At 76.5% G+C, this 11,927-nt stretch carries 3 protein-coding genes; 2 read left to right on the top strand and 1 reads right to left on the bottom strand.

The window, feature by feature from the left end:
- Positions 1 to 7 precede the first annotated feature (7 nt).
- Positions 8 to 8,722 carry a type I polyketide synthase gene (locus tag ACWDXC_RS14665; protein WP_449981650.1) on the bottom strand — a complete coding sequence of 2,905 codons (8,715 nt, stop codon included), beginning with the start codon at positions 8,720 to 8,722 and terminating at the stop codon, positions 8 to 10.
- Between the two features lie 264 nt (positions 8,723 to 8,986).
- Here ACWDXC_RS14665 and ACWDXC_RS14660 point away from each other — a divergent pair, with 264 nt between their 5' ends.
- Together ACWDXC_RS14660 and ACWDXC_RS14655 are read left to right on the top strand one after the other, a co-directional pair.
- Entirely contained in the window at positions 8,987 to 10,351 is a 1,365-nt protein-coding gene (locus tag ACWDXC_RS14660) for a condensation domain-containing protein (RefSeq protein WP_449981648.1), read from the top strand.
- A gap of 24 nt (positions 10,352 to 10,375) precedes the next feature.
- Complete coding sequence (locus ACWDXC_RS14655) at positions 10,376 to 11,908, top strand: AMP-binding protein (protein WP_449981646.1); 1,533 nt, start codon at positions 10,376 to 10,378, stop codon at positions 11,906 to 11,908.
- The last annotated feature ends 19 nt before the right edge of the window (positions 11,909 to 11,927 follow it).

Below are 11,927 nucleotides of genomic sequence, written 5' to 3'. Positions count from 1 at the left end.
TTTCTCGTCATTCGCCACGTTCTGGCCTTTCCATAGACAGGGGGGACGTCATCGCCCGGTTGTCGATCAGGGCGAAGATCTCCTCGTCCGATGCGGAGCCGATCTCCGCCGCGCCGCCGGTGCCGGCGGGGTCGGCGGAGGGGACGGCGCTGGTGGCCCCGATCCTCGTGAGAGCGCTCTGCAGGATGGCGACGAGCTGGCCGCGCATGGCGTCCGCCTCGCCGTCGGCCGTCCGCAGCATCGACTCGGCCTGGTCCACGGCGGCCCGCAGCGTGTCCTCGGCCGACGGCGCCTCGGGCGCCAGCGCGCCGAACAGGTAGGCGGCCAGCGCGGTGACGGTCGGGTGGTCGAAGACCAGCGTGGCGGGCAGCCGGAGCCCGGCGTCGGCGTTGAGCCGGTTGCGCAGTTCGACGGCGGTGAGCGAGTCGAAGCCCAGCTCGTTGAAGGCCCGGTCGACGTCCACGTCTTCAGGGCTGCCGTGGGCCAGGACGGCGGCGACGTGCGAGCGGACCAGCTCGACCAGGTGGGCGCGGCCGTCGGCCTCGGCCATCCCGGCCAGCCGCTCGGTCAGCCCGCCGGGGCCGGCGACGGCCGCCGTGCTCGTCGCCGCCGTCGCGCGCCGAGGGGTGCGGACGAGGCCGCGGAGCATGGGCGGCAGGTCGCCCGCCTCCGCTCGGGCGCGCAGCCCGGCGGTGTCCCAGCGGGCGGCCACGATCAGCGGCTCTGAGCTGGTCAGGGCCGTGTCGAACAGGTCGAGGCCCTGCTCCACGGTGAGCGGGGCGATGCCCGCGCGGGCCAGCCTGGCCACGTCGGCCTGCGACAGGCCGCCCGACATGCCGGATTCGGTGTCCCACAGGCCCCAGGCGATCGACACCGCCGTCAGGCCCAGCTCCCGCCGGTGGGCGGCCAGCGCGTCGAGGAACGCGTTCGCCGCCGCGTAGTTGCCCTGACCGGCGTTCCCCAGCACCCCGGCCAGTGACGAGAACAGCACGAAGAAGGACAGCTCGCGATCCTGGGTCAGCTCGTGCAGGTACCAGGCCGCGTCGGCCTTGGGCGCCAGCACCGCGTCGAGCCGGGCCCCGGACAGCCCTTCCAGGACGGTGTCGTCGAGCACGGCCGCCGTGTGGACGACCCCGGCCACCGGCACGTCCGCGAGCAGCTCGGCCAGCGCGTCGCGGTCCGACACGTCGCAGGCCGCGACCCTGACCCGGGCGCCCAGCCCCTCCAGCTCCGCCACCAGCTCACCGGCACCCGGAGCGGCCTCACCACGCCGCGACACCAGCAGCAGATCCCGTACCCCGTGAACCGTCACCAGACGGCGGGCCACCAGCGCGCCCAGACCACCCGTGCCACCAGTCACCAGCACAGGTCCCGAAATTTCGGGCAATGTTCCCGGGGTGAGCTCCTGCCGGGTCAGGCGGGGCGCCAGCAACTGCTCGTCGGCCGTGGCCAGCTGGGTCTCGCCGGAGGCGACGGCGGCGGCGAGGCGTTCCCAGGCGGTGAAGCCTGGCCCGATCTCGGCCAGGGCGAAGCGGCCGGGATGCTCGGACTGGGCCGACCGCAGCAGGCCCCAGACGGCGGCCGTCCCCGGCCCGCCCGGCCGGGTGGCGAACACCAGCCGCGACCCGGCGAACCGCTCGTCGGCCAGCCACCCCTGCGCCAGGTCGAGGACCTCGCGCAGCGCGTCGTGCGCCGAGTACGGCAGGTCGTCGCCGTCCACCTGGACAGGAGCCAGCACGGTGGCGGGCACGCCGCCCGCGTTCATGCCGGCCAGCGAGGCGAGGTCGTAGTGGCGCGGCGCGGCGATCCCCGCCCGCTCCAGCTCGGCCGCCAGCTCGTCGGCGGCCTCGTCGTACCCGACGAGCGCCCAGCCACCGGCCCCGGCCGCGGACGGCTCGGGCAGCGGCGTCCAGTCCAGCGTGTGCCCGGCGGCCCCGGCGGCGGGCCGGGCCGCGCCGCGCGGCAGGCGGCGCAGGGCCAGCTCGGCGGCGGCGATCCGGGCGCCCGTGCCGTCGAACAGCGCCAGCGCGATCCGGTCGTCGCCCAGGTCGGTGATCCGGGCGCGCACCGTCTCGGCCCCCAGCGCGGTGACGCGCACGCCGCTCCAGGAGAACGGCAGCAGCAGCGCCGACGGGTCGTCGGCCGACTCCAGCACCACCAGGTGCAGCACCGCGTCCAGCAGCGCCGGATGCAGCACGAACCGGCCGGCGTCGGCGCGCGCCTGCTCGGGCAGCGCCACCTCCACGTACGCGTCGCCGCCGTCGCGCCAGGCGGCCCGCAGCCCCTGGAACGCGAGACCGTACGCGTAACCGCGCTCGGCGAGCAGCTCGTAGAGGCCGTCCAGGCCGATCGGGCTCGCCTCGGGCGGCCAGCCGGGCAGCCACTCGGGGGCGTCCCCGGCGCCGGGGCCGAGCAGGCCGGTGGCGTGGCGCGTCCAGGGGGCGTCGGCGTCGCCCGCCGGGCGGGCGTGCACGGTCAGGGCGCGGCGGCCCTGCTCGTCCGGCCCCGACACGCTGACCTGCACGTGCGCCGCGCCCTCCGGCGGAAGCGGCAGCGGCGCCTCCAGGGTCAGGTCCTCGACGGCGTCGCAGCCGGCGGCGGCCGCGGCCTGCAGCGCCAGCTCGACGAAGGCGGTGCCGGGCAGCAGGACGCCGCCGTCGATCGCATGGTCGGCCAGCCACGGCACGGCCGGCACGGACAGCCGCCCGGCCAGCAGGAACCCGTCGTCGGCGGCCACCGGCAGCACGGCGCCCAGCAGCGGGTGCCCGGAGCCCGGCGCGCCGAACAGCTCCCCCGAGCCGCCCGAGGGGGCGGTGAGCCAGTGCCGGGCCCGCTCGAACGGGTAGCCGGGCAGGGCCTCGTGGTGGCGGCGGGCCGTGCCGAGCGCGGCGGCCCAGTCGACGCCCGCGCCGAGCACCCACGCCTGGCCGAGCGCCTTGAACAGCCTCGGCGCGCCGCCGTCGCCGCGCCGCAGCGTGCCCGTGGCGCCGCCGGGCGCGCCGGCCGCCGCGAGCGTGTCCTGGACGTGGCCGGTCAGCACCGGGTGCGGGCTGGCCTCGACGAACACCGGCGTGCCCGCCGCCGCGACCGCCTCGATCGCCTGCTGGAACCGGACCGGGTTGCGCAGCCCGGTGAACCAGTACTCGGCCGTGAGCAGGCCCGGGTCGATGAACTCGCCCGCGTACGAGGAGCAGAACGCCACCTCGGTGTCGCGGGGCCGTACCCCGTCGAGGACGCGCAGGATCTCCTCCCGCAGCTCGTCGATGTGCGGGGTGTGGGCGGCGTAGCCGATGGCGACGCGGCGGGTCTGCACGGCGTCGCCGCAGGCGGCGGCGAACTCGTCGAGCGCGTCGGCGTCGCCCGCCACGACCGTGCTGGACGGGCCGCTGAACACGGCCGGCCACAGTCGTCCGGCGAACGGCTCCAGCAGCTCGCCGACGCGGTCGGCGGGCAGCGACACGGCGAGCATGCCGCCCTTGTCGCCCAGCCTCGTCAGCGCCCGGCTGCGCAGCACGACCACGCGGGCGGCGTCCTCCAGGGAGAGCGCCCCGGCGGCGCACGCGGCGGCGATCTCGCCCTGCGAGTGGCCGACGACGGCGGCGGGGTGGACGCCGAGCGTGCGCCACAGCCCGGCCAGCGCGACCATGACCGTGAACAGCACCGGCTGGATGACGTCGGAGCCCTCCATCGGCGGCGCGCCGGGGCGTCCGCGCAGCACGTCGATGACGGACCAGCCGGTGTACGGGAACAGGGCGCGGTCGCAGCGGGCGGCCTGCTCGCGGAAGGCGGGGCTGCCGTCCAGCAGGTCGACGGCCATGCCGGCCCACTGGGAGCCCTGGCCGGGGAAGACGAACACCGGCTTGGCCTCGGCGGGCGCGACGCCGCTGGTGACGGCGGCGTGCGGCGTCCCGGCGGCCAGGGCGGCGAGCCCGGCCAGCAGCTCGTCCGGGTCCGCGGCCACCACCACGGCCCGGTGCGCGAACACCGCCCGCCGCGCCAGCGTCCGCCCCGCATCCACCAACACCCCGACCACACCACCCGCGACCGCGTCGGCGGACTCACCAGCGGGGACGTCGGCGTCCGCAGGGACGTCGGCCTCCACAGTGGCGGCCTCCGCAAGGGCGGCGACGTCCGTGGAGGTGGCGGCCTCCGGGTGGGTGACGGCGCCCGCGAGGGCGGCGGCCTCCGCAGCGGTGGCGGCCTCCGCGAGCTGGGCGGCCTCCGCGAGGGCGGCGGCCGACCCGGCGGTGGGGTCGGTGGCTTCGGAGGTGGGGGCGGCGATCTCGGCGGTGGGTTCGGGGGTGGGGGTCTGGGTGATGAGGGTTTCGGCGTGGGTGTGGAGGCGGGCGGCCTGGGTGCGCAGGGCGGCCTCGGTGCGGGCCGACACGACCCAGACGATCGGCCCGGCGTCCGTGCCGGCCACCGGCTCCTCGTACGGGAGCTCGGCGGGCGATGGGGCGGCTTCCACGATGACGTGCGCGTTCGTGCCGCTGATGCCGAAGCTGGAGACCCCGGCCCGGGGCGGCCGGTCCCCCGTGAGCTCGACCGGCTCGGTGAGCAGGCTGACCCCGGCCGAGGCCCAGTCGACGTGCGGCGTCGGGTCGGCGGCGTGCAGGGTGGGCGGCAGGGTCCGGTGCTCCAGCGCCTTCACCATCTTGATCACCCCGGCGACGCCGGCGGCGGCCTGGGTGTGGCCGATGTTGGACTTGAGCGACCCGAGCCAGACCGGCCGGGCGGGGTCGCGGCCCTCGCCGTAGACGGCGATGACCGAGTCGGCCTCGATGGGGTCGCCGAGCCGGGTGCCGGTGCCGTGCGCCTCCACGGCGTCGACGTCGGCGGCGGTGAGCCGGGCGTCGGCGAGCGCCTGCCTGATGACCTCGCGCTGGGCCTGCCCGCTGGGGGCGGTGAGCCCGTTGCTGGCGCCGTCCTGGTTGACGGCGCCGCCGCGCAGGACGCCGAGGACGCGGTGGCCGTGGCGGCGGGCGTCGGAGAGGCGTTCGAGCACGAGCATGCCGGCGCCCTCGGCCCAGCCGGTGCCGTCGGCCTGCGCGGAGAACGCCTTGCACCGCCCGTCGCGGGCCAGCCCGCCCTGCCTGCTGAACTCGACGAACATGCCGGGCGTCGACATCACGGTCACGCCGCCCGCCAGCGCCAGCGCGCATTCGCCGCGCCGCAGCGCCCGCATCGCCAGGATGATCGAGACGAGCGAGGAGGAGCAGGCCGTGTCGGTGGTGATCGCGGGGCCGCGCAGGCCGAGCGTGTAGGCGATGCGGCCGGAGACGACGCTGAGCGCGGTGCCGGTCAGCAGGTGGCCGTCGGAGGCGCCGTCCGGCTGGTGCAGGCGGGGCCCGTAGTCGGGGGCCATCGCGCCGACGTACACGCCGGTCGGGGAGCCGCGCAGCGCCGCCGGGTCGATGCCGGCGCCTTCGACGGCCTCCCAGCAGATCTCCAGGAGGAGGCGCTGCTGCGGGTCCATGGCGGTGGCCTCGCGCGGGCTGATCCCGAAGAACGCGGCGTCGAACCGGTCGGCGTCGTGCAGGAACCCGCCGTGCCTGGTGTCGCTGGTGCCGGAGCCGCCCGAGCCGAACAGGGTGCCGAAGTCCCAGCCCCGGTTGGCGGGGAACTCGGTGATGGCGTCGGAGCCGGTGCTGACGAGCCGCCACAGGTCCTCGGGCGAGGCGACCTCGCCGGGGTAGCGGCAGCCCATGCCGACGATCGCGATCGGGTCGTCGTCGGCCCGCGCCGGGGTGACGGCGGCGGCGGTGGCGGGCTCCGGCTCCGCTCCGGTGAGCAGTCCGTGCAGGAAGGCGGTCAGCCGGTCGGGCGTGGGGTGGTCGTACAGCAGCCCGGCGGGCAGCCGCAGCCCGGTGGCCGAGCGCAGCTTGTCGCGCAGCTCGACGGCGGTGGCGGACTCCATGCCGAGGTCCTTGAACGTGCGGCCGGGCTCGACCGCCGCCGCCTCGCCGTAGCCGAGCAGCCGCGCCGTCGTGTCCAGCACCAGCTCGCGCACCTCGGCGCGCGACGTCCCGCCGCGCGGCGCCGCCTCCTGCGGCTCCGCGTCCAGCGGGACCGGCGTCGCCGGCGCGGTGCGGCGGGGCGTGGCGGAGGCGCCGTGGGTCAGGTGCTGGAACGGGTACGTGGGCAGGTCGATCGGGCGTCCGCCGGGGCAGAGGCGGGCCCAGTCCACCGGTGCGCCCTGCGCGTACGCCTGGGCCAGCGACCGGGTCAGCCGTTCGGCGCCGCCCTCGCCGCGGCGCAGGGTGCCGGTCACGGCGACGTCGCGGCCCGCGTCCTCGGCCGTCTCCTCCACGCCGGTGACCAGCACCGGGTGCGGGCTGCACTCGACGAACAGCCCGCACTCCTCCAGGGCGGCGCGCACCGCCTGGCCGAAGCGGACGGGGCGGCGCAGGCTGCGGTACCAGTAGGCGGCGTCGAGCCCGGCGGCGTCCATCGGCTCGCCCGTGAGCGTCGAGACGAACGTCGTCTCCACACTCACCGGCCGGATCGGGGCGAGCGCGGCCAGCACGTCCTCGCGCACCGCCTCGACCTCGGGCGAGTGGGAGGCGTAGTCGACCGGAATGATCTTGGTGCGGTGCCCGGGCAGCCGGGTGGCGAGCTCGGCCAGCGCCTCGCGGGGGCCGGAGACGACCAGCGAGCGCGGCCCGTTGTAGGCGGCGACGGAGACACCGTCGGGCAGCACGGGCTCGACCACGTCCAGCGGGGCGGCGACCGACATCATGCCGCCCTTGCCGGTGATGCCGGCGATGGCGCGGCTGCGCAGGGCGACGACCCTGGCGGCGTCGCCCAGCGTGAGCGCCCCGGCGACGGCGGCGGCGGCGATCTCGCCCTGCGAGTGGCCCACGACGGCGGCGGGGTGCACGCCGTGGGCGCGCCACGTCCCGGCCAGCGCGACCATGACCGCCCACAGCGCGGGCTGCACGACGTCGACGCGGTCCAGGCCGGGCGCGCCGGGGCGCTCGCGCAGGACGTCCATCAGCGCGTACGGGACGAAGGGCGCGAGGGCGTCGGCGCACTCGGCGAGGCGGGCGGCGAACACCGGGGAGGCGTCGATCAGCTCGCGCGCCATCCCGGGCCACTGGGAGCCCTGGCCGGGGAAGACGAACGCGCACCCGCCGGGCACGGCGGCGCCGGTGACGACGGAGTCGTGGGGACGTCCCTCGGCCAGGGCGGCGAGCGCGTCCCGCCGGGCTTCGCGGCCGGTGGCGAGGACGACGGCGCGCCGCTCGAACGGCGTCCTGGTAGCGGCGAGGCTGAGCGCCACGTCCACCGGCGCGGCGGCGGGGTCCGCGGCGAGCGCGGCCAGCCGGGCGGCCTGCTCACGCACGGCCCCCTCCGCTCGCCCGGACAGCACCCACGGAGCCTGATCGCCCGCTCCCGTGACGGCCCCGGCCCCGGCTTCGCTTTCGGCTTCGGCGGGTGCCGCCGCGCCGGGGGCGGGCGGCGGGGGCTCGGCGAGGATGAGGTGGCAGTTGGTGCCGCCCATGCCGAACGAACTGACGCCCGCGAGCAGGCGGCCGCCGTCCGGCCAGGGGCGGGTCTCGGCGACGACGCTCAGGCGCAGCGCGTCCAGGGGGATGGCGGCGGGCGGCGTGCGGAAGTGCAGGCTGGCGGGCAGTTCGCGGTGCTTGACGGCCAGCACGACCTTGAGCAGCCCGGCGATGCCCGCCGCGCCCTCCAGGTGGCCGATGTTCGTCTTGACGGACCCGACCAGCAGCGGCTCGGCGCGCCCGGTCCCGTAGGCGGCGCCGAGCGCGGCGGCCTCCACCGGGTCACCGGCCTTGGTGCCGGTGCCGTGCAGCTCGACGTAACGCACCTCGCCGGGCGTCACCCCGGCCTCGGCGCAGGCGAGCCTGATGACCTCCTCCTGGGCCCGGGCGCTGGGCACGGTCAGCCCTTCGCCGCCGCCGTCGTTGTTGACGGCCCCGCCGAGGATCACCGCGTGCACCCGGTCGCCGTCGGCCAGCGCGTCGGCGAGCCGCTTGAGCACGACGACGGCGCCGCCCTCGCCGCGCACGTACCCGTTGGCCCGCTCGTCGAAGACGTGGCAGCGGCCGTCGGGGGACAGCGCGCCGAACGCGCCGATGGCGGCGGTGGTCTCGCCGAGCAGGTTCAGGTTGACGCCGCCGGCGAGCGCCACGTCGCTCTCGCCGCGCCGCAGGCTGGCCGCGGCCATCTGGACCGCGACGAGCGACGACGACTGGCCGGTGTCGAGGGTGAGGCTGGGGCCGCGCAGCCCGAGCGCGTACGAGATCCGGTTGGCGATCAGCGCCCGGTTGACGCCCGTGTAGGCGTGGCGGCCGGGGCCGGGCGCCCGGTCGCGCAGGGCGGCGTAGTCCTGGGAGATCGCGCCGAGGAAGACGCCGGCGGCGCTGCCGCGCAGCGTGGCGGGCACGACGCGGGCGTGCTCGAGGGCTTCCCAGCCGAGTTCGAGCGCCAGCCGCTGGTGCGGGTCCATCGCGGCCGCCTCGTTCGGCGAGATGCCGAAGAAGGCGGCGTCGAAGCCGTCGACGTCGTCGAGGAACCCGCCCCGCCGGTACTCGGCCGCCTCGGGCCATCGGCCTTCGGGCGCGTCCGTGACCGCGTCCTCGCCATCGCGCAGGAGTTTCCAGAAACTGTCCGGATTCGTTGCCCGCGGCAGTCTGCACGCCATGCCGATGACGGCGATGGCGTCCGGCTCGCTCCGCTGTCCCGACTCACCCATCAATGCGCCACCCCAAAGCCTCGGGCGTCCAATTGACGCCGTTTATCCGAACGGCTGTGAAGCATTTACCGACAGCCGGACGAGTTCGCGGCCATTGCATAGTGAGTGAGACCCTAATTGGCGGTTCGGACCGGGGGCACAGGTCGCAGGCGGCACCTTGTTGCCGCCATTTGTTGCCATCGCCGCCGGCCGTCCGGCCCCTTGACCCGGGCGGCGGCGGTCGGGGATGAATGACGGACGGACGAAGCCGCGGGAGGAGGGCGCATGCCCGTCGAGTCTCCGCTCAGCCACGGCCAGTTGTTCAGCTGGCGGGAGATCGAGCGGTATCCGGAGGACTGGCTGGCCGAGGCGAACCTGCCCGCCACCTGGGACCTGCGCGGCCTGTCCATCGGCCAGGTGACCGCCGCGCTGGAGCGGCTCGTCGCCCGGCACGAGGCCCTGCGGACCACGTACGACCCGGGCGGCGGCACGCCGGTGCAGCGCGTGCACGAGAGCGTGGCGCTGCCGATCGAGCGGGTGGACCGGGTGGTGACCGACCCGGCCGAGCACGAGCGGACCAAGGCGGAGCTGGTGGCGGTGCCGTTCGCGATGGCGGACGACCTCAACTGGCGGGGCCGGCTGGTGTGCTCGCGCGGCGCCCCGGTGTACCTGACGCTGGTGTTCTCCCATCTGATCGTGGACCTGTGGTCGATCCACCACCTCCAGGACGAGTTCAAGGCGCTCACGTCGGGCGCCCGCCCGGCGCCCGCGGGACCGCCGCCGCGCGAGGTGGCGCGGCGGCAGCGCGCGGACGCCTGGCGGCCCCGCCAGGAGGGCGCCGAGCGCTACTGGCGGTCGGTGCTGGCCGAGGGGCTGACGGACGAGCTGCCGACGCTGCCCGCGCGGGTCAAGCGCGAGCGGCTGGAGCTGACGCTGCACTCGCGACGGCTGGGCGGCCTGGCGGCGGAGGCCGCGCGCAGGCACGGCGTGACCGCGCCGGCGGTGGTGATGGCGTTCGTCGCCGCCGGGCTGGCCCGGCACCTGGGCACCGACCGGGTGACGATGAGCCTGATGTCGTCCAACCGGTTCGCCCCGGAGGACCAGCACCTCATCGGCACCATGAACCAGCTCGTCCCCGTCGTGACCGAGGTGGACCGGCGGGCCACGCTCGCCCAGCACATCAAGCGGCTGCACTGGGCGGGGGCCAGGGCCTACCGGCACGGCAGCTACGACTTCGACCGCGTTACCGAGGTGGCCGGGCCCGCGCCGGAGCACGGCTGCTGGGTCAACCACTTCTTCCGCGCCTGGTTCAACTACGTGCAGGTGGACCGGCGGCCGAGCGACCCGGCCGACCAGACGCCGGCCGAGCTGGCCTGGACGCCCGTCGCCCAGCCGTACGGGCAGGCGTTCCGGGTGCGGGTCGAGGTGCGGGGCGGGCGCACCGGCGTGCTCATGCTGGGCGACCCCGACGTGCTGCCGGCCGAGGCGATGACGGACCTCATGCGGACGATCCCGATGGGGATCCAGCTCGCGCTGACGGAGCCGGACCGGGCGCTGAAGGACCTGTGGAGCGCGGGCGCCGAACTTCCCCTGGCGCTGTTCCCGGCGAACCCGCCCAGCCCGCCCGGCCCGGCCGGGTCGTCCCGGTAGCGGGCCGTCATCGAGGGAGAGGCCATGGCACGCACCCTCCACCAGTGGTTCGCCGCGTCGGCGGCGCGTCACGGCGACCGGGTCGCCCTGGAGACCGGCGGCGAGCGCTGGACGTACGCCGAGCTGGAGGCGCTGTCCGGGCGGCTGGCGGCGCTGATCGCCGGCGCCTGCGACGGGCCGCCGTCGCGGGTGGGGCTGCACGCGGGCCGCGGCCCGCTGGCCTACGCCGGGTACCTGGCGATCCAGCGGCTCGGCGCGGCGGCCGTACCCCTGAGCCCGGCCGCGCCGCCCGCCCGCAACCGGCTGGTGGCCGCGTCCGCCGGGCTCGGCGCGGTGCTGTCGGACGCGGGCCTGGAGCCGCCCGGACTGCCGGACGGCGTCCGCGTGGTGCGGGCCGGCGCCGGGCAGCCGCACCCGTCGGGCCCCGCGCCGTCCGCGCGGGCGCGGGCCGACGACGTCGCCTACGTGCTGTTCACCTCGGGCTCGACGGGGACGCCGAAGGGCGTGCCGATCCGTCACCGCAGCGTGGACGCCTACCTGCGGCACGTGATCCCCCGGTACGGGCTCGGGCCCGGGTGCAGGGTGTCGCAGACCTTCGACCTGACGTTCGACCTGTCGGTGTTCGACCTGTTCGCCACCTGGGGCAGCGGCGCGACGCTGGTCGTGCCGGGCCGCTACGACCTGCTCAAGCCCGTCGCGTTCGTCTCCCGGGAGCGGCTGACCCACTGGTTCTCGGTGCCGTCGGTGGTGTCGGTGGCGATGCGGCTGCGCCGGCTGGCGCCGGGGTCGATGCCGTCGCTGCGGTGGAGCCTGTTCTGCGGGGAGCCGCTGACGCTGCGGCAGGCGGAGGCGTGGCGGGCGGCGGCGCCGGACAGCGTCCTGGAGAACGTGTACGGGCCGACGGAGCTGACGCTGAGCTGCACCGAGTACCGCCTGCCCGCCGACTCTGCGCGCTGGCCCGCGACGGCCAACGGGACGGTGCCGATCGGCCTGCCGTACCCGGGCGTGGAGCACCTGGTGATCGACGGCGACGGGCGGCCGGCCGAGGAGGGCGAGCTGTGCCTGCGCGGCGTGCAGCGCTTCCCCGGCTACACCGATCCGGCGGTGAACGCGGGCCGGTTCGCCGCGTTCGACGGGCGGGTCGCGACCGGCGCGGAGACGGGCGCGACGGCGGCGCCGGAGCTGTGGTACCGCACCGGGGACCGGGTGTCCTGGCGTGACGGGGTGCTGGTGCACCTGGGCCGGCTGGACCAGCAGGTGAAGATCTCCGGTCACCGGGTGGAGCTGGGCGAGGTGGAGTGCGCGCTGCGCGGGCAGCCGGGCGTGCAGGAGGCGGTCGTGCTGGCGCTGCCCGGCCCGGACGGCGAGCCGGAGCTGGCCGCCGCCTGCACCGGGCTCGACGGGGCGGTGCTGGACCCGGTGGCGCTGGTCAAGGGGGTCACGCAGGTGCTGCCCGGCTACATGGTGCCGCGCTCGGTCACGCCGGTGGCGGAGCTGCCGCTCAACGCCAACGGGAAGGTGGACCGCCGGGCCGTGGCGGCGGTCCTGCGCGGGTGACGGCTGCGGGACGGCCCCG

The organism is Nonomuraea sp. NPDC003214, assembly GCF_053590035.1.
Note: the sequence above shows the minus strand (reverse complement) of the source record. Positions and strands in the feature narration are given on the sequence as shown.

Bases quoted from the DNA above. Each gene is read 5' to 3' on its own strand.
- ACWDXC_RS14665 (WP_449981650.1), bottom strand. From the start codon at position 8,722: ATGGGTGAGTCGGGACAGCGGAGCGAGCCGGACGCCATCGCCGTCATC.
- ACWDXC_RS14660 (WP_449981648.1), top strand. From the start codon at position 8,987: ATGCCCGTCGAGTCTCCGCTCAGCCACGGCCAGTTGTTCAGCTGGCGG.
- ACWDXC_RS14655 (WP_449981646.1), top strand. From the start codon at position 10,376: ATGGCACGCACCCTCCACCAGTGGTTCGCCGCGTCGGCGGCGCGTCAC.